General features: G+C 52.2%; 15 protein-coding genes and 1 pseudogene. 4 read left to right on the top strand and 12 right to left on the bottom strand.

Annotation, left to right across the window (positions count from 1 at the left end):
• Positions 1 to 241 precede the first annotated feature (241 nt).
• The 7 genes from F556_RS0116595 to F556_RS0116565 all read right to left on the bottom strand — a co-directional run bounded on the left by F556_RS0116595 (position 242) and on the right by F556_RS0116565 (position 9,488).
• The gene (locus F556_RS0116595; protein WP_020618106.1) at positions 242 to 1,930 is read right to left on the bottom strand and encodes a glycoside hydrolase family 13 protein; all 1,689 of its coding nucleotides are present in this window, start codon (positions 1,928 to 1,930) and stop codon (positions 242 to 244) included.
• Positions 1,931 to 1,949: 19 nt separating this feature from the next.
• The gene (locus tag F556_RS0116590) at positions 1,950 to 2,786 is read right to left on the bottom strand and encodes a carbohydrate ABC transporter permease (RefSeq protein ID WP_020618105.1); all 837 of its coding nucleotides are present in this window, start codon (positions 2,784 to 2,786) and stop codon (positions 1,950 to 1,952) included.
• Positions 2,786 to 3,661, bottom strand: coding sequence for a carbohydrate ABC transporter permease (locus F556_RS0116585; RefSeq protein WP_020618104.1), 876 nt, complete (start codon positions 3,659 to 3,661; stop codon positions 2,786 to 2,788). The genes F556_RS0116590 and F556_RS0116585 overlap by 1 nt, the downstream gene beginning before the upstream one ends.
• Before the next feature lie 100 nt (positions 3,662 to 3,761).
• A complete protein-coding gene (locus F556_RS0116580; protein WP_020618103.1) occupies positions 3,762 to 5,024 on the bottom strand; it encodes an ABC transporter substrate-binding protein in 1,263 nt (420 codons plus the stop codon).
• Between the two features lie 140 nt (positions 5,025 to 5,164).
• The gene (locus F556_RS0116575; protein ID WP_020618102.1) at positions 5,165 to 6,142 is read right to left on the bottom strand and encodes a LacI family DNA-binding transcriptional regulator; all 978 of its coding nucleotides are present in this window, start codon (positions 6,140 to 6,142) and stop codon (positions 5,165 to 5,167) included.
• 170 nt (positions 6,143 to 6,312) lie between these two features.
• The gene (locus tag F556_RS0116570) at positions 6,313 to 7,728 is read right to left on the bottom strand and encodes a response regulator (protein ID WP_020618101.1); all 1,416 of its coding nucleotides are present in this window, start codon (positions 7,726 to 7,728) and stop codon (positions 6,313 to 6,315) included.
• A complete protein-coding gene (locus tag F556_RS0116565; protein ID WP_020618100.1) occupies positions 7,725 to 9,488 on the bottom strand; it encodes a sensor histidine kinase in 1,764 nt (587 codons plus the stop codon). Before F556_RS0116565 ends, F556_RS0116570 begins: the two co-directional genes overlap by 4 nt.
• A gap of 183 nt (positions 9,489 to 9,671) precedes the next feature.
• On the opposite strand from F556_RS0116565, the gene F556_RS0116560 reads away from it, so the two are divergent.
• Positions 9,672 to 11,078, top strand: coding sequence for a PepSY domain-containing protein (locus tag F556_RS0116560; protein ID WP_020618099.1), 1,407 nt, complete (start codon positions 9,672 to 9,674; stop codon positions 11,076 to 11,078).
• A 15-nt stretch (positions 11,079 to 11,093) separates the two neighbouring features.
• Positions 11,094 to 11,579, top strand: a complete 486-nt coding sequence (locus F556_RS0116555) for a hypothetical protein (protein ID WP_020618098.1) — start codon at positions 11,094 to 11,096, stop codon at positions 11,577 to 11,579.
• A gap of 431 nt (positions 11,580 to 12,010) precedes the next feature.
• Here F556_RS0116555 and F556_RS34275 read toward each other — a convergent pair whose 3' ends face one another.
• The 4 genes from F556_RS34275 to F556_RS0116535 are packed head-to-tail and all read right to left on the bottom strand — an operon-like array spanning position 12,011 to position 17,149.
• Positions 12,011 to 13,309 (bottom strand): MBL fold metallo-hydrolase, encoded by a 1,299-nt coding sequence (locus F556_RS34275; protein ID WP_020618097.1) that lies wholly within the window; start codon positions 13,307 to 13,309, stop codon positions 12,011 to 12,013.
• 7 nt (positions 13,310 to 13,316) lie between these two features.
• Complete coding sequence (locus F556_RS0116545; protein WP_040716721.1) at positions 13,317 to 14,993, bottom strand: ABC transporter permease; 1,677 nt, start codon at positions 14,991 to 14,993, stop codon at positions 13,317 to 13,319.
• A 3-nt stretch (positions 14,994 to 14,996) separates the two neighbouring features.
• Complete coding sequence (locus F556_RS0116540; RefSeq protein ID WP_020618095.1) at positions 14,997 to 16,118, bottom strand: ABC transporter substrate-binding protein; 1,122 nt, start codon at positions 16,116 to 16,118, stop codon at positions 14,997 to 14,999.
• Entirely contained in the window at positions 16,115 to 17,149 is a 1,035-nt protein-coding gene (locus F556_RS0116535) for an ABC transporter ATP-binding protein (RefSeq protein ID WP_020618094.1), read from the bottom strand. The genes F556_RS0116540 and F556_RS0116535 overlap by 4 nt, the downstream gene beginning before the upstream one ends.
• 166 nt (positions 17,150 to 17,315) lie before the next feature.
• Between F556_RS0116535 and F556_RS36355 the strand changes: the two genes are divergently transcribed.
• Together F556_RS36355 and F556_RS0116525 are read left to right on the top strand one after the other, a co-directional pair.
• Positions 17,316 to 18,512 (top strand): LysR family transcriptional regulator, encoded by a 1,197-nt coding sequence (locus F556_RS36355; RefSeq protein WP_020618093.1) that lies wholly within the window; start codon positions 17,316 to 17,318, stop codon positions 18,510 to 18,512.
• 343 nt (positions 18,513 to 18,855) lie between these two features.
• On the top strand, positions 18,856 to 21,195 hold the full coding sequence (locus F556_RS0116525) for a hypothetical protein (protein WP_020618092.1): 2,340 nt from the start codon (positions 18,856 to 18,858) through the stop codon (positions 21,193 to 21,195).
• Between the two features lie 226 nt (positions 21,196 to 21,421).
• Here the strand turns inward: F556_RS0116525 and F556_RS34260 are convergent.
• Positions 21,422 to 22,697 (bottom strand): annotated as a pseudogene (locus F556_RS34260) (IS1380 family transposase).
• Between the last annotated feature and the right edge of the window lie 11 nt (positions 22,698 to 22,708).

Here is a 22,708-nt window from a genome sequence, read left to right as displayed (position 1 = left end):
CACTCGCCGGGATTCCGCCATTTAACGTAATAAAAGTGCCGAAGAGGCACGGAATCGAATCTGGTCAACGCTTTCTGAAAGAAAGCGACTTCGGGAGCATATGCTGCGAAGCGTTCGCCTTTGTCCCCGGATTTCAACCGCTGGAGCGTTTAGTAAATCAAGAAATTCGGGGACAACAGCGATCGTAAGATCGATCCGTGACCGTAGGCTCCTTTTGCACATTAATAAACAGGAATCTCGCCTATCCATTCATCCGATAGATACGCGCCTCATGCGGACCGAGCTGCAACGGACCGCCGATCTCGTCGTCGGCTCCGGCATAATTGTCCAGCAGCAGCACACGCTCCTGATTCCGCCAAGATTCAGGCAGCTCCAGAATGGCCGGCTGATCCGCATGATTCAGCACAATCAGCCACGTCTCCTCACCAAGCGTCCGAGTGTAGACGTACAAATGCTCATCCTCGCGCCACGGCTCCAGCTCCTCGAAATTGCCGTACACCATGACTTCATACTGCTTGCGCAGGGCGATGAGGCGTTGATAGTAACGGTAAACCGAATCCGGACTCGCCCCATCCTTTTCCACATTAATGTCCTTGTAGTTGGGATTCGGGTAGATCCATGGTGGGCCACTGGAGAAACCGCCGTGCTCCGAATCATTCCACTGCATGGGCGTACGCGAGTTGTCCCGGCTCAGCGGCTGCAGCTCCTCCAACACCTCTTGCGGATCACGACCCTTGCTCACTTCCTCCTCATACCGGTTGCGCATCGCAATGTCATTGTAATGATTAATCGAGGGGAAGCGCACCCCGGTCATTCCGATCTCCTCGCCTTGATACACATAAGGCGTGCCCGGCAATGTATGAAGCATCGTCGCCAACAGCTTGGCGGATTGGACACGGAATGCTCCGTCGTTGCCGTATCGGGTCACTTGCCGCGTGTGGTCATGATTGTTGAGAAATTGCGAGCCCCAGCCACGTCCCCAGAGCCCATCATACCAGCGGCGCTGCACCTGCTTGAACCGGAGCATATCCCAAGTGGGCATCTCGTCGCAAACCTCGAAGTGGAACAGCATGTTGAGCTCGCCCCGCTCCTCATCGACAAACTTCAGCCCATCCTCTGGAGAGACAAAGGCCGTTTCCCCAACCGTCACCACATCATAACGGCTGAATACCTCACGGTGCATCTCTTGCAGGTAATCATGCAGTCCCGGATTATTGGTCAGATAAGCAATATCCTCCGGGTTCTGCGCATCTTCGAAGGACTCCGGCTTGGCGAGCAAGGCAATCGCATCCAGACGGAAACCGTCAATGCCTTTGTCCAGCCAGAACCGCATCATCCGGTAGATCTCCTGCCGCAGCTCCGGGTTCTCCCAATTCAGATCCGGCTGCTCTGTGGCAAAGGAGTGGAAATAAAATTGCTCGGTCTCGACGTCCCACTCCCAGGTGGAAGGCGTAAAATAGGAACGCCAGTTGTTGGGCGGATGCAGATCTTGCCCGTCCCGCCAGATATACCAGTCCCGCTTGGGATTATCACGGGAGGAACGAGATTCAAGAAACCACGGGTGGGCCATTGACGTATGGTTGACGACCAGATCCATAATCAGCTTCATTCCGCGAGCATGAACCTCAGCCAGCAGCTTCTCCCAAATCTCCATCGTTCCAGCCTTGGGCATGACCGACTCATAGTCGGAAATATCATATCCGTTGTCCAGATCAGGAGATTCGAACACGGGGTTAAGCCAGATGATGTCGATACCGAGGCCCTGAATATAATCCAGCTTCTCGATCAGTCCTTCCATATCGCCAAATCCGTCCCCATCCGAGTCATAGAAGCTGCGCCAGTACACCTGATAGACCACAGCTTCCTTCCACCAGGCCTTGGTTGGCGTAGCAGACGGATTGCCTTGCTGCGTTTCATGTTTAATTGTCATGCTTCTCTCCCTTCCATCCTTATTTTACCGCCCCGGCAGCAATGCCCTTGATAATGTACTTCTGCGCGAACGCGTAGAAGATGACAACCGGGATGATGGTCAGCGTCAGACCAGCCATCGCCAGGTTCCACACGATGGTGAACTCCCCGAAGAAGTAGAAGGTCGCCAGCGGGATTGTCCGCAGACCTGTCGACGAGAGGACCAGCGAGGGCAGCAGATAGTCGTTCCACATCATGATGACATCGAGAATGGCCACCGTGACCGTGATGGTCTTCAGCATCGGGAAGACGATGCGCCAGAATACACCGAACTTGGTACAGCCATCAATCGTAGCCGCCTCCTCCAGTGCAATCGGCACCGACTTGATGAAGCCGTGGTAGAGGAAGACGGCCATACTGGCATGAAAGCCAATGTTCATGAAGATCAAGCCTTCATGCGTATTAAGCATGGGAATGCCCGTGTTCGAACGAATCCAGTCCATGACTTGCATCAGCGGCATCATCAGCGTCTGGAACGGGATCAGCATGGTGGATACGAACACCAGGAAAATGATACGGCTAAGCCGATTGTCTGTGCGAACCAGCATCCACGCGGTCATCGATGCAAGCACGACGATAAAGACCACAGAGGTGATGGTGACATACAACGAGTTGCCGAAGGCTGTCAAAAAGTTCATCCGATCAATGGCTTCACTGTAATACTGGAAGCTGAAGGAAGAAGGTAGTGACAACACGTTCTCATAGAGCTCGGCGCGATTCTTGAACGAATTGACCAACATAATGTAGATCGGTGACAGGAAGACCACCGCTGCCAGAAGCAACAGCACTTCCAACAGCCATTTGACCGATTTGTTCATTACATCTGCACCTCTCTTCGCTTCGTGATAATCACCTGAGTGATGGTGACTGCGGCGACGAGGATGAAGAAGATGATCGCCTTGGCCTGGCCGAGACCGTACCGGTTATAGCCAAAGATTTCATTAAAGATATTCATCGCCAGCAGCTCGGTGGAGTTAATCGGTCCGCCGCCTGTCAGCGAGAGGTTGACATCAAAGATCTTGAATGCCCCGGACAGAGTCAGGAACAGACAGATTGTGAAGGAGGGCATCAGCAGCGGGAACACAATGCGCGTCGTCCGTTGCCAGAGGTTGGCTCCATCCACTCGAGCCGCTTCCATCACATCATCGGGGATGCCCTGAATGCCTGCAATATAAATAATCATCGTATAACCAGCCATCTGCCATGCAAAAACAACGACCAGTGCGAACAGCGCATACTGAGGATCAAGCAGCCAGTTAAAGAAGAACCCGGTCCATCCCGTAGCCTCACCAACATTGCGGAAGGCGTCTGTGAAAATAAACTTCCAGATGTAACCCAGAATCAGGCCGCCAATCAGGTTCGGCATGAATAGCATCGTCCGGGCCACATTGCGCACCCGCAGCTTGCTGGTAACTAACATGGAGAAAACCAAACCAAACAAATTGACGATGATCAGCGCAAGCAACGTAAATTGCAAGGTGACCCATCCCGATTGAATAAACCGCTGATCCTGGAATAGCCGTACATAGTTATCCAGTCCCACGAACACCTTGGGGTTAGCGGCAATCCCGTCCCAGCTGATGAAGGAATAATAGATCCCGATCAGAAACGGAATAATGACCACAATCGAAAAAATAATCAGCAGCGGGACGGTAAATAGGGCATACCATGCCCGGTCTCTATTTTTTTTCATCCGTGCGCCTCTTTTCCACCGTGTTTTAAACTTCAGACAAAGCGAAAGCCTAACATGTCTGGCAAGTCAGGCTTTCGCATGTTTTCTATACAATCATTGCTTATCCGGCGTTCGCCCACACCTGGTCCAAACGCTCCAGGAACTGCTCACCCGTCATGGATGGGGTCAGGAAAAATTCCTGTGCGAGCGGTGCCAGGTCATTGACGATGATGCCCGGCGGGAAGTAGGTCAGTGCCCAAGGGATGGTATCTCCGCTTTGTGTAGCGTCGTAAACCGCTTGGGAGAGCGGGTCCATATCGGTCGCTTCAATGTTGGTCACGGCCGGAATGAATTTGAATTCATTCACGATTGCATTTTGTCCGGTTTCACTGTTGTACACCCAATCAATGAACGCGTTGGCTGCCTGAATCTGGCCTTCGCTGGCCGAATTGTTAATCACCCAGCCGGCAGGAATATCTACGGCAAGCTTGTCATTGCCCATCAGCGGGAATGGCATCATGCCAATGTTCAATTCACCGAAATCCTCCAGCATGCTGTAGCTCCAGTTGCCCTGGTGAACCATCGCATTGCGGTCGGTAGCGAAGTCGCCCATTTGTCTGTCATACGTAACCTCCAGCGGATTAGTGGTCTCCGCACGGATTACCTCAAGAAACTCGGCAAACTCTTGGAATTCCGGGGTTTCTGCCGTTTTCACTTCGCCAGCTGCCAGCTGCGTCAGATACGCTTGCGGATCCTCCTGCAGAGCAAATGGCGTGTTGATAATATGTCCGATCAGGAAGTAAGCTTCCTCGGAGAGGCTCAGGCCGTTCACGCCCTCTGCTTTGAGACGCTGCAGGGTCTGGGTGAAGCTCGCCAAGTCCGTTACGTCTGCAGGATCTACCATGTCCGCATTGTAGACGAGTCCGAAGCCTTCGACGCCGATGGGCATGCCTACAATTTTGCCGTCGATCTCCAGCCCCATATCCGGTGCCAGGTTCTCGATGTACGACTCGCCGGACATGTCATAGAAATAAGACTTGAAGCGCTCCGCTTCTTCTCCAGGCTGGACGCTGAAAATTGTCGGCCCTTCATTCGCAGTCAAGCGAGCCTGCAGCTGCGTAATATAAGCATCGCCAGCTGAGCCCCATACTTCGATCTGGTTGCCGGTTTCCTCGGTGTACGTCCGAGCCAGGGCCTCCAGCTCACCAGCAATTTCGACCTTGGATTGGAAGATCGAGATCGGCTCCATGCCGCCGTTCCCAGCGTTATCAGGATTATTGGTGCCCGGTGCGGGGTTATTGCCCCCGTTGCCCCCACACGCCGCTACAACAGCAGATAGCATGACTACGCTCAGTAAACCGGAAATAGATTTTACTTTTTTCAATGTACGCGCCCCCTTAGTCATCATAATATTCAGTTCTTATTACCATCTTTTCTTCGATTGTAAACACTTCCATAGATAAAAAATTATATTATTCATAGTAAAACAAAAATATTTCAAGTAAAATTTTACTTACAATCCCATTATTCATCCCTTGGTGTCGTGCTTCGCCACGTAACGGATGCATTGAGTTTGAAAGGTGTCCGGTCTGCCTGGCCATGAATCATCTCCAGCAGCTCCTTGGCTGCCAGATAGCCGCTTTCGTATCTGGGAATCGTGACGGTCGTCAGCCCCGCCATGTCCGAGGTCTCGGAATCATCAAAGCCCGTTACGGCAATTTGCTCCGGAACCCGGATCCCGCTCTCTTCAAATGCCTTGATCGCACCAATCGCCATATTGTCATTTGCACAAATCAAGGCTTCGGGGAGATCGTGACTGAGAGCCATAATTTTGGCGGCCTGGTAGCCACTTTGTTCCCGGTAATTGCCATGGTAATAATATTTGCGGTCAAAAGGCAGATTATTCTTAGCCAAGGTGTCCGCAAGTCCTTCAAATCGTTCTTTGTTATCCAGCGTAAACTCTTGCCCACCCAGAAATCCGAATTTCTTCACGCCCGACTCCACCAGCGCTTGAACCATCTCGCACATCACCGGATAGTTGTTCACCACCACGCTTTTTACATTGGTTGAATCGTCGTGGATGATGCGGTCCATCACCACAATTGGAAATTCGGGCGTCGAGGCGGCAAGCACCGCTTCGTCGGTCATGCTGCCGTCGAGGCAGATCGCGCCTCCTGCAAAGCTGCTGCGCATGAAGCTCCCGCTCGAGCGGTTCGTACAAATCACCAGGTCATAGCCGTTCTCCGTCAAATAATCACTGATGCCATGAATGATCTTCAGGTAAAAATCGCGATCGAAATCCTGGAATACGAACAGGATGCGGTTAGACTTGCTCGAACGCTCCTTGCGGGTAGGGGTATTTAACTGGTAGCCCTGCTCTTCGCAAATCCGCAAGACCCGCTCCCGCGTTGCCTGCCCGACATTGGACCGCCCGTTCAGGACATTAGAGACGGTAGATACCGACACGCCTGCCAGATTGGCGATTGTCTCCATTCTGACCATGCTAAGCTCCTCCTCTTTCAGTAAAACCAAAGTGATTTATTTTACGTAAAAATTCGTATGTTTTACAAAGCTTCATTTACCTATTGTACAAATCAAACCGAATTCAAACAGAAAAGACAGCCGTCAAAAAGACGGCTGCCCATATTCCTTCGGCCTGAGGTTCCATATGACTAAATGTCGGTCATCTCCGATTCCCGCTTGCACTGCTGACGGTACTCGCTGGGGAGCACCCCCGTCTGTTCGCGAAAACGGCGGCTAAAATATTTCTCATCGGTATAACCAATCTGCTCAGCTACCCAAAGCACGGTGTGGTTCGTTTCGCGCAGATAGGCCTTGGCCTGCTCCATCCGATGGTAACGAACATATTCGTTGAAGGGCATCCCCAGAATATCCTTGAAGCATTGGCTAAAATAACTGCGGCTCATATGCGACTCACGCGCAATCGTCGTCGCCTGCAGAGGCTCTGCGAGGCGCTCGTGCACTCGCCAGGCCGCCTGAAGAATAACTTCCCGCACCTCTGGCGAATAGAGCGGCTTGCTAAGCCGTGCGGCCAGCCGGTCGCGGGCATCGCGAAGCCACGATGACACGTCTGTCCAAGCCGTCAGCCGATCGGGCAGCTCCAGTCGATCCGGGGCATAGAAGCGATGCCATGCCATCACCCAGAGCTCCAGCTCGGATAGGAGCTGTGCCGGGGGCATTCGCACAGCCTTCAGCTCGCTGAGCAGCTTCTCAAACCGCTCCTCCAGGTGCAGCCAGGCTAGCGATTGCCAGCGCTCGCGCAGCGCCAGCAGCTCCGGCTTGGAGAGCGACTCGGCTTGCTCCGCCACTTGAGCCAGGTTGACATCGTACCAGGCTTGCTGCGGGTCCCATTCATAGAAGAAGTCGTGTGACCGGTAAGCGATCAGTCGACGCTCCAGTTGTCCGGGCTCCAATCCGCTCATGTTACTCAGCCTTAAGAAGGCCAGCCCCGATGACCGTCCACCTGACGCCTTCAACTGCGCCGTCACCTGCCGCCTCTCCTCCTCATTCTTCTCCAGCGTCATATATAAACCGGATGCGACTGCGGACCAAGTTGCCAGCATGCTTTGCAACCTGCTATCGCCGTTCCCTCCACTTTCTTCCCAGTCAATGACGGCCAGTCCGCGATCGGGCGTATCCAGTGTAGGAGTTAATTCAACAGCCGCTGCAGGCGCGACATATCGACGCTGCTCCTCTGCGATGCGCCCACAGATGCGCGCCAGTACCTCGTCGAACTGTTCCTCTTCCAGCTGCACCTTGGCAATATAATCGATGGCTCCCAGACGCAGCGCCTCTTGAATGTACTCGAAGTCCTGATGCAAGGTCAGCACCACAATAAAGATGTGCGGATATTGCTTGCGTACCGCACGCATCAGCTCCATGCCCGACATGACCGGCATGGCAAGATCCGTCAGAAGCAGATCAACTTGGAGCGTCTCCAGCTGCTCCAGCGCTTTCTCGCCATTTTTGGCTTCCCCTACCACATGCAGCCCATACTTGTCCCACGGCATGGCTGAGATCAAGCCTTTGCGGACGAGCTTGTCGTCATCTACGACTAATACATTCATGCTTGTTCCTCCTTTCGGTAAGGGAGCAGCAGACGGATGAGTGTGCCTTCGCCGACCTTGCTGTGGATTAATAGTCTTGCCTGCCCTTCATAATGGGACTGAATGATGCGTTTGACATAGCTCATGCCGATGCCCATGCCAACCTTATCTTTGTCCCGCTGATTCTCATCGAGCAGCTCCATAATCTTATCTTCAGAGATGCCTGCGCCGTTATCCTCAATGCTGATCTCGATTTCCTCACCCAGCTCCACCCGTACGACAATCTGCCCGCCGTCATCAAGTCCATGGTAGAGAGCATTCTCCACCAGCGGCTGCAGAATGAAGCGCGGCACCTCAACATCCAATACCGCATCATTGACATCGATTCGGACATCGAACTCAAAATCGTAACGGATCTGCTGAAGAATGAGATATTGGCGAAGCGAATCAATTTCCTCGCGGATGGTGGAGCTCTCGCCAAGCTTGCCAAGGTTATAGTGCAGTAATTTATTTAGCGAGAGAACGAGCTTGTCAATTTCCTTCTGCCCGTTCATCACAGCCAGCCAGTGTGCTGTGTCGAGCGTATTCATCAGGAAGTGCGGATTGATCTGGTGACGCAGTTTCTCTACCTCCAGATCGGCCCGCCGCTTCTCCTTTTGCTCAACTTCCTGGAATAAAGCGGCAATCTGCCCCTTCATATTGTGGAACTGATGAATGAGATGGACAAATTCCGGAATCGTCGTCTTGGCAGGCTTCGACAGGACACGGGTGCCGACCACATTTTTCATTTCCAGACTGAATTGATTCAGCGGCTTATACACCATCTTCCACAGCAGCCAGGAGATGAGCAAGGCCATGACCGTAAACAACAGGAACAAGCCGCCCATCTGCAGGAGCCAACGATTGCGTTCCTCATTGTACTCTGCAGACGGAATCAGAGAGACAATACTCCACCCCTGATTACTGACGGACTTGAACCAATAATAGCCTTTGAGCTGACCGGAGATCATCTCCCCCCCGTATCCCCCGACGTCCGGCTCTCCGCCAAAGTACGAATTCTGCGGGAACGCCTCATTCGCTTCACTGTAAGCGATCCGCTGGTCGTTATCGAGAATCAGGTGATGCGAATGCTTGGCGATCCGGTCACTTGCCAGGATGTTCTGGGTCAGCTTGAAATCGGATTCAATATAGACAAACACGCTGTTCTGATCGGGAAGATCGACCTGACGCATAGCAGAGAGCACGAACTGATCATTGTAGAGCGTGTTGCTGACGTGCGGTCCATAGTACGTAATCCGGTGGTACCCGGCCAGACGAGGCAGATCTTTTAGAGAAAAATCACGCCTCAACCCCATATTTTCAAACATATGACGATCTTGATTGGTGAAATAATAGAGAACCAGACCTGTCGAGGGATTCGTAAACGTAACCAGATTCAATTCCGTCTTGATCTCCTCTACCAGACTTGCCCGCTCATAGGGCTCGGTCTCCATCAGAAACTGCTCCAACCGTTTGCCGACACTGCCAGGGTAAGCCAGTTGCTGTGAGACATGATTCAAATTGCTGATGGTGTTCTCAAGGGATAACTGGACCTGGTGCAGATTGCTTTGTACACCGGAAGTCAGGTTCTTATTCATAATGGTGGTAATCGCCTGATGCGACAACAATACGGTACACAAAAATGGCACCAGTGTGGCTGCACCGAATATGAGTATGATCCGTTTGCGGAGTGTCATTTGTTCAAAAAACAATTCTTTCAGACGATGTAGCCAGGATCTCATGGAAAAAAACACCTCTGCTGAACTAGAGTAGGTTAGTTGCCATTATACCAGAAGCAACAGGCACCTGCTCACAAAACGGTCACGAATCCGAAGCTATGTAACTCCAAAGAGCCATGGGCGCGGGAGGACCAATCCCTATATACTTGCAACTGATAGGCAATTTGAATGAATTAGGAGAATGGAATGAAACCAATGACGAATCTAAATCCCGCCCCTGCCCCCCGAAAAAGCACCGGATCCCGTTTGCTGTCCGCCTTGTACGCTTCGGTATGGCGATGGCACTTCTATGCTGGCCTTATCTTTGCCCCATTCCTAATCATTCTCGCCTTTAGTGGATCGGTCTATCTGTTCAAGCCTCAAATTGAGGGGTACCTGTACAAGGATATGCTAACGGTGCGCGAGGTCGGGACGCAGGCACTGCCAGCGGATGAAATCGTCATGCGTACGATGCAGGCTTATCCAGGGACCAGCGTCTCCTCTGTAACGTTTGTGGACGATCCTGGCGCTACCGTCAAGCTCGGGGCCGTCCGTAATGGCGTTGCGCAGACGATGTACGCAGATCCCTATACCGGCAACATTCGCGGCATGCTCGATAACGACAAGACCTTTGCTGCGTTTTTCAAAAAAATGCATAGTGAACTCGTCGTAGGCGGAACGTGGGCTAACCGTCTCGTCGAGCTGGCCGCCTGCTGGGGCATCATTCTGGTCATCACCGGATTGTACCTGTGGTGGCCACGCAACCGCTCCGCGATCTGGGGCACGCTGCTGCCCCGCCTGAGCAAACCCGGCAGCCGACAGTTCTGGCGGGATCTCCACGCTGTGCCGGCTTTTTGGCTATCGCTCTGCATCGTCATCCTGATTGCAACCGGGCTGCCCTGGTCAGGAGTGCTGGGTCCGCAAATCGACCGTGTCGCCAACGCCACACATACGAACTATCCGCCGTACGCCCTCAGCTTCCTAGGCACACCCGAGTCCGTGACAGTAACCAAAGACGTGGCAGAGGATATACCGTGGGCGGCTGAACAGCTGCCTGTGCCGGAGTCGGCTGCCGGCGGCTATGTCAAACTGACAGTGGACGAAGTGACAGGGATTGCCGAACGTCAGCAGATCGCGATGCCGTTCACGATCTCCATGCCTCAGGGCGAGCGCGGCGTCTACACCATCGCCACCTCGCACACAAGACCCGGAGACAATGCGACGCTGCATGTCGATCAATATAGCGGCGCGGTTCTGACCGATGTCCGGTTCGCTGACTACGGGATTATGGCCAAGGCGATTACCCTTGGCATTGCACTGCATGAGGGACGTTTGTTTGGGTGGCCTAACCAGCTGCTGGGATTGATCACCTGCCTCGGCGTTATTCTGATTGCCTTCAGCTCCTATGTCATGTGGAAGAAACGCAAGCCCGCAGGCAAATTGGGCGCTCCCGGCAAACCGGCGGATGCACGTGCAACCTGGGGCGTGCTAGCCATTATGATTGTCTTCGGCCTCCTGATGCCGCTTGTCGGATTGTCCTTACTTGTGGTGTTGGTGCTGGATCTGCTTGTCATTCGCAGAATTGGCCGATTGAAGCACTGGTTCTCGGCATAGAGGGAGATGAAGAACATGAAGAAAAAACGATGGATTGGAACGACGGGTGCCCTGCTGTTGAGCTTGGCAGCGCTGCTAAGTGGATGTACAGCCCAGACGGGAACGGTGGATGAACAGGGTCTGAGGCCCCATCTGGCGGTGGATCTGCAACTGCCAGCCGAGCTAGCTCCAGGTGAGAGCGGCCAAGTAACCTTGGATGTGGCGTTGCTTGGTGATCCTATCACGGCTGAGGTAATCTTTGCTTACTGGCCAGAGGGTGAGCCGGGCAATGCCGTGGAGGCTGCTGCTAGCAGCGAGGACAAAGGAAGGTATCAGACCGACTTGGTACTGCCGGAAGAAGGCATTTATGTCGTTCGTGCTCAGGTTGCAGCCGATGGATTGGAGGTCATGCCTGCCAAGTGGCTGGCAATCGGAGAGGATGCCGTCAGGCAGCTGGCTGTTCTTGAAGCCGCGCAGGCGCAAGAAGCGCCCGCCGCCGGGGGCGGCGGGCATCATCACTAGGAGATCGCTCCTGAACTAACGATCGTATTGTTGTTATGAGGAAAGGGGCCTACGATCGCTGTTGTCCCGAATTCCTGAGACAACGTAAGCTTTCGGAGCTAGCTTTTCTGCGAAAACCTTTCAGACGGACCCTTTGCTCCTCCGGCCTTCCCTCCTCTAGCTGACCCATCGTCCGTAACTAGATAGCCTTTTCATTTCGGATAAGGCCCCACTAGAAACGAATACGAAATTTCAACCTTATTTCGCTGATTTCACGCAAAAGTACGCCATAAACTCGAAATTTCATATCTATTCAACCCCAAAATCAATTTTCGCCAAAATAAACTCGAAATTTCGTGTTCGTCGGATACTGAGGTCGTGTGAAAGAGAACCTGTTGTGTCAGCTCGATTGACCTCAAATTCAGGAACTCTTAGCACTGATCATCTATTAGCTAACTGGTCATGCTCTCGTCTGCCCGGGGAAGCTGCTGCCAGACCTGTGTCTCATTCAGAGCCGAATAACCTTGCCGGAGCAAGTGGCTGGTCAACCTTGCAGTTGCTCCAGTCTCGGCATGGACCAGCAAGGCGCGCTGCGGACGCAGCTTCCTGAGCATCTGCTGCACGTCCGGCAGGCCTTGATGAACCTTATATCGACAGCTCGCGATCTCTGCCGAATAAGGCTCATCTGTCCGGGCATCCGAGCTGCGGTGGCCCGTGAAGATGACCGCATGCCTGGGGTCGCCGCGCAGTAGACGGCTATAGGTGAGTGCGGGCTCGGCGAGCATCATTCCGTCAGGCGACAGGATCACATGCGGATCGTCGCTCAGCAGATGGCGCCGCTCCGAATCTGTAGTAACAGTGCGGATGCGACGCATCGCGGATGCCAGTCTGGCCGGGGCCTCATCACGCAGCCAATGAGCCGCCAGATCCGGGCGCAGCATCCTTGCCCACTCCAACGTCAGGCTGGCCTCGGCTGCAATCGGCAGCTCAGGCAGACGCTCGATCAGCTCGACGAGCAGATCCATGCCGCGCCCGCAGGTCGGCACCGGTAGCAAGGAGTGACCGCCGCGCGCATGTACCTCAGCCAGTTTGTCTGTCAATTCAATCAGGTGCGAAGTCTGGGTACCCGGAGCATCTCCGTAGGCTGCATCGAGGAGCGCCAGCTCGATGGATCTTCCTGCAAAGAGAGCCGCTGGCGGCAGCGTTGATTGCAGAAGTGTTGATTCGGAGCTGTAGTCACCAGAGAAGAATGCCAAGCGTCCCTCCAGCTCCAGCAGCAGCCAGACCGCTCCCGGCAGATGACCGCTCGGCCCCCAGGCTGCTCTCAGTCCGGGCGCGATGCTTGCCCATTCTCCCTGAGGAGCTTCGTCGTCGAGGAACCGGTAACGCATTCGCTCCCAATCATAAGGACCGTAAGGCACCGTACCGCCGCGAGATTGCACATAACGCCGCCAGGCCTTGGCATACCCAGGCAGCTGGCGGTGCGTCTCCCGCGTCAGCCAGACCTCTCCGGTGTAGCCGTGCTGGAGCAGCAGAGGAAGGGCTGCCATATGATCCTCGTGCGCATGGGAGAGAAAAACCGCTTTGAGCTTCCGTACCAACTGAGCAACCAAGGCCGGGTATTGGCCGCCGTGTTCTTTTTTGCCTCCGCAATCCAGCAGAACTGACGTCTCTCCCGCCTGGAAATGATAGCAGGAGCGTCCATGCTCGCCTGCGCCTCCCCATACCGCTACTTCTATGTGTTCTGTCATGACGTCCTCACTTTCTGTCAGCACCCAGATGATTCATGATGACCAGCACCAGCGTTGTCAGCCCCACGGAAACGACCGCCATCGCCATACCGAGCGACACCTCGCCCTGCTCGAATTGACTGAAGATATACGTTGCTGTGACCTGCATCGACGGCGGCAGCACCATGAGCGATGCGACCAGCTCACGAGCTGAGATGGTGAAGGTCATCATCCAGCCGGCCAGAATGCCTGGGATGAGCAGTGGCAGCACGATGCGCCGGAACACATACCAGGACCGACCGCCGAAGACCCGGCCCGCCTGCACCAAGCTACCGTCAATCTGAGCCGCCGAGGATTTGATATATTGAACGGAATACGGCAGGAAGAATACCACGTAGGTCAGGACGACCATCGTGTACGTATTGTAGATGGAGACTGGCATCCAGGGTGCATTCCAGAGCAGGATCAGTCCGACTACGATCACGATGCCGGGCACGGTGTTCGGCAGCAGGCTGAACATATCAAGACTGCGCTGCGACAACCGCTTCATACTGCCCATTTGCAGGACGAGATAGGTACCGATTAATACGGCAACGGTAGCGGCCAGCGCCGCCAGCCCCATGCTGTTGATCAGCGCCTGCCAGCCCTTGGAGCCAGGCCGCAGCAGTTCCCCATAATGCGCCAGCGTCAGATTACTCCAGGCCAGCCCGTCTCCTCTCAGCTTCTGCATGGAAGCTACGATAATGGAGAAGTACGGAATGCCGATCGCGAGCAGCAGCAACATGCCCGTATAGCTCCAGCCGAGCACAGCCCGCCAGCCCTTGAGCGGCACCATGCGTGTGCGCATGCCTTTGCCGCCGAGTGTCCGGTATTGGTGGCGTCGGCTAATGATGTTCTGAATGTACCAGAACATTAGGCAGGCCCCGAGCAGGGCGGATGCAAGGGCCGTTGCCTTGCCGAAGTCGATCGGCCAGCTCGATGTAAAACGATGGATCTCACTTGTCAGCACATAATAACCGATCTGCCGGCCAAAGGTTGCTGGTGTTCCGAACTCGGCAATGGTCTTCACGAACACAAGCAATGCCCCCATCGCGTAGCTGCCGAGCAAGAGCGGTAGGATCACCCGACGCAGTCGGTACATCATGCCGCCGCCATGCACGCTCGCCGCTTCCTCCAGCGAACCGCCGATCCGCATTAGCGCATTGCGAAGGATCAGGTACAGAAACGGAAACAGATGCAAGCTCATAATCGCTACCATGCCCAGCAAGCTGAAAAACGCCGGGGTTAGTCCGGCTGCAGCTGGCAGCAGCTGTTCCGCAAAGCCGCGGCGCTGCATGAACAGGATCCAGCCCATGGAGCCGATGTACGGTGGCGTCATGAACGGAATGATCAGCACGACATCCAGCCAGGCATGTCGGCCAATCGTCGTCCGGGCTGCCAGAAAGGCCATGGGTAGCGCCAGCAGCGTCGATCCGAAGACAACCCAACCGCCAAGTGCGATCGAATTCCAGAAAATCTGCAGCAGAGCCGGGTCGGACAGCACGCGCAGCGGAGCGAACGCGTCAAACGTGCCATCGGGGAACAGGCTATGCAGCAGTACCATTGTCAGTGGGGCAAGAACCAGCACAGCCAGGAGAAGCATGCCCAGTCCCATCTGCCACGAAGCAGCGGGGAGCCTGAGCCCCCCGCGGTGCGGGTTATCCATGGTTTACTTGAACAGCTCCAGGAAACGCGTGCTGATCGCTTCGCCCTGTTCGCTCATCCAGTTCCAGTCATAGTCCAGCAGTTTGATATCTTGCGTATTAACGCGGTTGTCCGCTTGAATGTCAGTTTTTCCTGGGAGCAGGTAGGCTCCGGTAACCAGGGCTTGCGCTTCGTCAGACAGCAGATAGTCGATGAACAGCTGCGCGTTCTCCAGGTTCGGGGATGTCTTCATGATCATAGCCGCCCGTGGATTGATGACGGTGCCGCTCTCCGGATAGACAATATCAACTGGCTCTCCTTTGGCTTTGGCGCTGTATGCCATGTAGTCCACACCAGCCATGACGATGCTTTTGGCCCCGGTAATGACCGGATCGAGCGCTTCTTTGTTGGCGCCTGCCATCGCTACGCCATTAGACTTGAGCTGCTCGAACAGCGACCAGTCCTCACTGCCTTGGTCATTGAGATAGCCCGAGATGAAGTCAAGAGCCGAACCGGACAGCGATGGATCGGGAATGTTCACAACGCCCTGCCACTTCGGATCAGCCAGATCTGCCCAGTCCGCAGGCGGCTCATCGACAAGCTTCGTATTGTACGTAATACCAAGTGCCGATGCGCTATAGCCAAACAAATGGTGGTCGGCATCTACCCAGTCCGCCTGCAGCTTGTCTACCTCTGCCGCTTCCGGGTAGGCTTGCGTCCAGCCCTCAGCCTTCATGGCCATGGCGGACGGCCAGGAGGCGAGGACAACAATATCAGCTACGGGGTTGCTCTTCTCCGCTTCCAGACGTCCCAGCACCTTGCCGGTTGTACCGTCAAATTGCTCGACCGTTACGCCATATTTTGCTTCGAAGCCCTCTCTGATCTTGGTAGCCAGCCCTTCCGGACCAGCGGTATAGACGACAACCTTGCCTGATGGTGCTGGTGTCTGCTCCGCTGGTTGCTCGGCGACCGGCTGGCTCGGTGTATTGGTATTGCCAGCGGCTGGCGTATTGGTATTGCTGCCTGTGTTGGCATTGCCGGCATCGCCGCAGGCACTCAGCAGACTGCTCGCGAGCAGCAGCATCGCCAGCGATCCCCGCCATGGTCTGGATGCAGATGTAAGTGGACTGTTTATTGTCGTTTTCATTGGTAGATAACCTCCCTGATTTGGTGTTGCTGTTGTCCTTCTGTTGCTTTGTTCGTCTGCCGGGCCGGATCGCCCAGCGTATGGATATGCTGCTCGGCAACGCCCAGCCGTACTTGTCCGCCCACGGCCATCCGCTCGTGATGATACGCGGTCCAGATCGTGCCGTCCGTCAGTTTCACCGCCACCTCATAACGATCACCCAGATACGAGATCCGGCTCACCGTTCCTTCGAAGACCCGATCACCCGGCCTTGCGGTCCACCGGATGTGCTCGGGACGAACCATTTGACGATCCCGTTCAACCCAGTTAGAGCGGCCCACGAATTGGGCGACAAACGGATGCGTCGGCGTATGGTAGATCGCTTCCGGCTCACCCCGCTGGAGGACCTTGCCCTGCTGCATGACGATAATCGTATCGGACATCGCCATCGCTTCCGTCTGATCATGGGTGACGTAGACCGCTGTGACCCCAAGCTCGCGGACCATCTGGACGAGCTCCTCCCGCATCTCATCCCTTAGCATGGCATCGAGTGCGCTGAGCGGTTCATCGAAGAGAATCAAACTCGCACGGGCCGCAATCGACCGGGCAAAGGCTACCCGCTGCTGCTGTCCGCCCGAGAGCTGGTGCGGATAGCGCTTCTCGAACCCCTGGAGCCGAACAGCCTCAATCGCTTCCGCCACCTGTGTGGCTACTTCCTTGCGCCGGCCTCTGGCTTTGAGTCCGAAGGCGACATTTTCATATACCGTCATGTGCGGCCATAGTGCAAAATCCTGAAATACCATGCCCAGCTCCCGCTGCTGCGGTTGCAGGAAAATTCGCTTGCTGGTGTCGCATACCGTTTTGCCGCCGATGTGAATCGAGCCGCTGTCCGGCTGCTCCAGTCCGGCGATTAGACGGAGCAAGGTGGTTTTGCCGCATCCCGAAGGTCCCAGCAGTGTTGTAAAGGAGCCTGATGTGATTGTCAGATCCAGCGGATGCAGCGCGGTTGCTCCATCGAATGTCTTGGTTACGCCGCTTAGTGCCACCTCCATGTGCTCCACTCCCCTCTCGTATTTGCTGATTACAGCATAATCCCCAAACATCTGCTTTATATTTTCGTAGTGTTAAGTGTTTATTAAATAAACTATTACAATCTATACATCTGCATAGATTTAATCTATACTCCAGGGTAATATCAGCTTTCGGAGGCGATTCCCGTTGCAATTTATCAAGCTGGACATCCTCGTTCTGCTCGATCGGCACAAAAAAATAACCGCAGTCGCTGGCGCCCTGGGCGTCAAACAACCGACGGTTACCTTTCATATGAAAAGTCTGGAGGAGCAGTATGGGGTACCGCTCTTCGAGATGTATGGTGGCAAATACGAGCTAACTCGTGCCGGTAAAGCCCTGCTGCATTATGCCCGGCAAATCCGCTCGCTCGGTCTGGAGGCCGGGCGGGTAATGGCAGAGCAACGCACGCCGGAGCGAGGCACCTTCCATATCGGGGCCAGCTATGTCGCAGGCACCTATCTGCTGCCCGCGTGGATCCACCACTTCCACGAGACCTACCCACAGGTCGAGGTGCGGCTGACCATCCGCACGGCTCCGGTCATCCGCCAACTCCTCGCCGAGCGGCGTATCGACCTCGGCTTCATCGCCGCCCAACAAGCCGAAGCCGATGAGCTGTACTGTGAGCCACTCTGCGAGGACCGGATGGTCGTGGCTTTTGCCGCTGATCATCCGCTGGCTGGTGGGGTTGGCGCAGCTGGGCAGGGCAGCTTGGACGTGACGCGAGGTGAGTTAGCTGAGGTCGGGGTGCAGGGCGATCGTGCGGGGATGGCTATGGCCGGGGCAAGCGTTGATCGTGCGGGGGTGGGTATGGCCGGAGCAAGAGATGGTGATCGTGTGGGGGCGGCTGGCAAAGCCGTCGGTGCGCGGACGAGTGAGCTTGAGCGAGCGGCGGCAGAGCATACGCAGGGCGGGGCAGCGGGACAAGCAGCAGCCTCAACGGGTGCGCTCGTGCTAAACAACGAGGAAGGGGCTGGCGGTCTACGTAACCTTACTCCCCAGGACATTGCGGCGTACCCCTTCCTGCTGCATGGGCAGCAGTCCACGACCCGGGAGATGACTGACCGCTGGGCGGCGACGCACGAGGTTGAGCTGAAGCTCGGTATGGAACTGGATTCGTTGGAGACGATCAAGCGGACGCTCATGCTCGGCAAGAGCGTCACCTTTATCTCGCAGATGGCCATCCGCGAGGAAATTGAAGCGGGACGCCTCGCCTACGCCCCGCTCCCCGGCGAACAGGCACCTCGCCAAATCTTCGCCTGCTACCATCCGGAACGCTGGATGTCCCCCCAGATGCGCGCATTCCTCGACGCCGTACGCCAGCACAAAGAGCCGCCGACACCTTGATGATGGCTACGGGTTTCTTCTCGTAGATTTTAAGGTAGTTTCCTTACGCCCCGAAATAAAACACGTAAGGTTCGTCCTCAGAGAATCAGACATACTTTATTTGGATGGCTCTTTCATACTATTCCTGAAATCATTTAAATAGTTGCACACCAGACTTTAACTCTGCATACTCCAAAAACTATTTCTGTAAAAGCTCATGTGCCACTATCTTCAAACTGAAGTTCAAATCTTCTCGCTTTCGAGATACTTTCCCACCACGTAAAAGGTAGTAAATTTTACTATATTTCTAAGAAACATGTGTTATCATAATATTACATATGTTCATTAACGAGAGGGGTAAATCATGAGTCTTAAAGTGGAGATCGTTGAAAATCAAAATGAGACAACTGACATTAGAGGTTTATTACCTTTATTCAATCTACTTAGTAATTGCATCTTAGAAGAAGGCTATAGACCACCATCAATTAGCAAGCATGTAGCACTCACTGATTATGGAGAAAAATGGAAAAATATAATACTAAAGGAATTTAGAGATGTCACCATAGATGAGATTTGTTTCGCATTTTTAATTCTATGTTTCCACAAAGACGCTTTGATTAATGCCAAGCGCACAAACCTTCCAAAAATTCTTGAAATCCTTGAAATGGATATTAGCGAAAGAAAGATCATCTTCCCATGGATATACGGTATGGATTTGTACTTAAAATTTAATACTAAATTTCATTCTGATAATGAAGAATTAAATTATACTGAAACAAACTTATTATTAGATAATACGCCTGCGGGAGTCTTTCAAGTAAACAATTTAGTAGTAGGTCCGTTTGGTTTCCTTGAATCATTAGAAAACAGAATACATCATTCTTCATTATACGCTCCTTTATCTTACTGTTCTGATCCTACTTGTAATAGTCTTCATGTAGTTACTTTTAAAAGTGGAAACAATATAGTTCGAAATTTAGTGGATTTTCTTCAGGAAAAGATGAAAGATTACGAGGGGCCACAAAATGAAGATTTAGTACTTCAAATCGAAACAAAGAGGGATTTAATTGATTGGCATGAAGATTTCCATTTGGAAGATATTATTTGGTTACTGGCTAATGCGTTCACAGACGACGAATTAAGAATATTATTAAACGAGCTATTTACTAAACATTCCAAATCAATCCGCAGATTATTGCCAATGACAGAAAAATATAAAGATAAATGGAGGATGGCAAGCGAGGAAATTGTGGAAGGTCTTATGAAAAATGAGTGCCTCCAAATAATACTATTGCTTACTGATGAGGAGATTGTTGAAAGTCTTGAAAATCTAATTCAAAATGGTGGTATAAATATTCCTATTACCGAGACTAGAGACTCATTTCCGAGAAGAGGACCATATGGTTGGCTTAAAATGACACTTGAATGTTCTCATCTAGGAATTCGAAGCATGCCAACTATACATGGTCAAGCAATAGGTTTTACTAGATTAAGAAATCTAATTGAAGAATTATACGCAGAAGAACGCTCTAAGCTTGAATGGAAATTGCGTCATTCTAAAGGTACGACCTTTTTAGAAAAACTTAATAAGTATCTTTTAGATAAAGATCCAAAAGTAATCGTTAATGAATTATTACTTGATACTAGGGAACATATACAAGGTTGCTTTGCCTATCTTAAATACGGTTACTTTTTCTTTCCAGAAAACGAACTTGAAGATGAAAGGATTATAAAAAAAATACTATGGAAGCTTGGGTTTAATCAGGAATCTTTTCCACTTACCCAGTCAACATTTTGGGAAAGATATTCTAAGTTTAAGAGCGTAGTTACCGAAATCACTTCAAGAGATGAAGATGATAAAGAAATTATAAGAAGCGAAGCGGTAAACTTCTTTGTATCGCTAGAAGAAATATTAGAAAATTCATTGTCTTTTGTTTCATGGATGTTATTGTCAGATCATTTTATAGAAACAAGATTCTCATATAATTTCGATAAAGGCTTAGATTTTCTAGCAAAAACATTAAACGGAAGGCCTTTTGGAGCGAACGAAGTCTTAACATTAGATCAGAATGGGAAGAATACTCTGTTCCCTTTGATAACAGGATTCGGAATACTGGCTAATATGTGTGAAGAACATATAACTAAAAGCGATGATTATAAGAGAAATGAGGAACAGATGCCTCATTTTAATGAGTCAACAAATTTAGTTAATTTTCCTTTTAAGCACAAATTATTGCTATTAGATGTTAGCGTCACAGAAGTAACTAATATAATATCAATATTAAAAAAAGTTACCAGAAATTTGGAAATGAACCAAGTTTCAAATATACGAAATAGAATAAAACACAAACATAATGGGAGTAACTTCCCTTCTATTGAAGAGCTTGAAAATTGCTGTAAAGCTATTGAAACCACTGTAAGAACTTTAGAGGACCAAGGTTTATATCCTTCAGTAGTTAACTATAGAGGGGAAATGAGCGATCAGTATCATAGGAATACTATTAAATATGTAGATTACAAAGGAACTGAAATCAATGTTATAGATAGTGCTCAGTTAACTCCTTTTGGGATGCCGGAATATGAGCCGATACTAATTCTAGTTCCAGCTATTAAAATTAATTCAACAACTGAAAACCTTAGATTTAGAGTCAAGGAGACATCGAAATATCTGGAAATGTGGAAGGGGCATCCACAAAAAGGATAATTATTCTGTAACAAATGACATTTATTCATAGTGATATTTCTGATTAAACCTAAATTACGAGAGCCCATAAAACCAGGGGTTTGAGAAATCCATAATTTGATATATAACCCAATTATGGATTAGGGATTTTCATATAGAGCCAGATAAGATGAAATAAGGCTGGACCTTCCCCCTCCCCACATGAAGGGGGATCGGGACTTCCAAGACATAAGTTGGGATTATACGTTCATTCCAATAAAATACTTTTCTGCTCCATCTGTCGCCAGACCCTTTGGTTTTGGAAGGACACAGCCAGCTTTAAGGTCATCTGACGAGCATGACATACAAAAGTGTACCGGCAGAGCGGAAAAACTCTCGGCGCATCCGCTGGATGGTGTACGACTGACGAATCGGATCACAACAGTGGTGCTTGAAGCGTTCAAAGAGATTGTAGGCGAGCAGCTTTAAGAGCAGGTCGATCTCATTGGCGGCAAACGACTGCGTAGGAATGCGGTGGATGGCGAAGCCATTCTTGCCTTCCTTAATGTAATTCTCCATGCAGCAGCGCTGGTTGTAGAATCGCCATACGTCGATGGCTTCCCAGGCTTCGGTCGTCACTAGGGCTTCGTACTGCCAAAGCAAGTCGAGTTCAAGCTGTGACTGATCCCCGTCCCAGCGCGGCATCTTGCGGATGACGGCAACGCGGCGTGTTTTCTCCCATGTTGTCGCTCGATAGAGAAGGGATATGCCTTCTATAATCCATTCTTCGTCGACAAATCGCGTCCACTGCTCACAGGATTTCACCTGTTGCTGAAGACGCGGCGTCCATTTTAGTTTGCCGACATAGCCGATCTTCTGTGCCTCCCAGAAGGCGTAGAAGTCCTCGCCTCCAAAGCCTTTGTCGAAGCGAGCATAGCGTACCTGATGGGAACCAAGCAGAGCTAACGTCTGCTGAGCGAACGGCAGGACATCGGTCGAACTGCTTGTATTGCCGGGACGTAGGCAGGCGTTCAACAGCATCCGCGAGGCACCTTCATAAACGAGCAAGGGATGTAAACTTTTTCTCCCTCGCTTGAGGCTGTTGTAGCCCACTTCCGCTCCCTGTTGGTTGCCATAACACGGTCTCCGCGGTGGAGTCCAGGTCCAAGATCAACAATTTCGGCAGCCGGGGTGCGATGAGGTCGAGATTTAAGGTTCGAAGGGCTGGCGCCAGCTGCTCATGAGCCTTGCCTAGCCGAAGCAAATCACAACGTGTGGTGCGGCAACCGACCGCCCAGCGCATGAGCGACCAAGGCATCGCTCTCCAAGGATTTGAAGTGAAAGAGACGCTCGCAGCCGAGGAGCCAGCCGATGATGAGGTACTGCAGAATCCGATGTGTGGGGAAGATGGCATTCATCGCTTTGGCTTGACCAAGGGACCGAAGCGCTTGATTAAACCGTATCGATTCAAGGAAGGCAAGAATGACTTTACTGCCTGCAAAATTTGTTGCGTTTCTCATAGAAAATTCCGTTTTCAACGACATGATTTTTGTGG

It is taken from the genome of Paenibacillus daejeonensis DSM 15491 (assembly GCF_000378385.1).
Lineage (GTDB): Bacteria > Bacillota > Bacilli > Paenibacillales > Paenibacillaceae > Paenibacillus_D > Paenibacillus_D daejeonensis.
This window is presented reverse-complemented; position numbering and strand designations above follow the sequence as displayed.

What these genes read in the sequence shown, in the direction of transcription:
- F556_RS0116595 (WP_020618106.1), bottom strand. Translation starts at nt 1,930, where the DNA reads ATGACAATTAAACATGAAACGCAGCAAGGCAATCCGTCTGCTACGCCA.
- F556_RS0116590 (WP_020618105.1), bottom strand. Translation starts at nt 2,786, where the DNA reads ATGAACAAATCGGTCAAATGGCTGTTGGAAGTGCTGTTGCTTCTGGCA.
- F556_RS0116585 (WP_020618104.1), bottom strand. Translation starts at nt 3,661, where the DNA reads ATGAAAAAAAATAGAGACCGGGCATGGTATGCCCTATTTACCGTCCCG.
- F556_RS0116575 (WP_020618102.1), bottom strand. Translation starts at nt 6,142, where the DNA reads ATGGTCAGAATGGAGACAATCGCCAATCTGGCAGGCGTGTCGGTATCT.
- F556_RS0116570 (WP_020618101.1), bottom strand. Translation starts at nt 7,728, where the DNA reads ATGAATGTATTAGTCGTAGATGACGACAAGCTCGTCCGCAAAGGCTTG.
- F556_RS0116565 (WP_020618100.1), bottom strand. Translation starts at nt 9,488, where the DNA reads ATGAGATCCTGGCTACATCGTCTGAAAGAATTGTTTTTTGAACAAATG.
- F556_RS0116560 (WP_020618099.1), top strand. Translation starts at nt 9,672, where the DNA reads ATGAAACCAATGACGAATCTAAATCCCGCCCCTGCCCCCCGAAAAAGC.
- F556_RS0116555 (WP_020618098.1), top strand. Translation starts at nt 11,094, where the DNA reads ATGAAGAAAAAACGATGGATTGGAACGACGGGTGCCCTGCTGTTGAGC.
- F556_RS34275 (WP_020618097.1), bottom strand. Translation starts at nt 13,309, where the DNA reads ATGACAGAACACATAGAAGTAGCGGTATGGGGAGGCGCAGGCGAGCAT.
- F556_RS0116545 (WP_040716721.1), bottom strand. Translation starts at nt 14,993, where the DNA reads ATGGATAACCCGCACCGCGGGGGGCTCAGGCTCCCCGCTGCTTCGTGG.
- F556_RS0116540 (WP_020618095.1), bottom strand. Translation starts at nt 16,118, where the DNA reads ATGAAAACGACAATAAACAGTCCACTTACATCTGCATCCAGACCATGG.
- F556_RS0116535 (WP_020618094.1), bottom strand. Translation starts at nt 17,149, where the DNA reads ATGGAGGTGGCACTAAGCGGCGTAACCAAGACATTCGATGGAGCAACC.
- F556_RS0116525 (WP_020618092.1), top strand. Translation starts at nt 18,856, where the DNA reads ATGAGTCTTAAAGTGGAGATCGTTGAAAATCAAAATGAGACAACTGAC.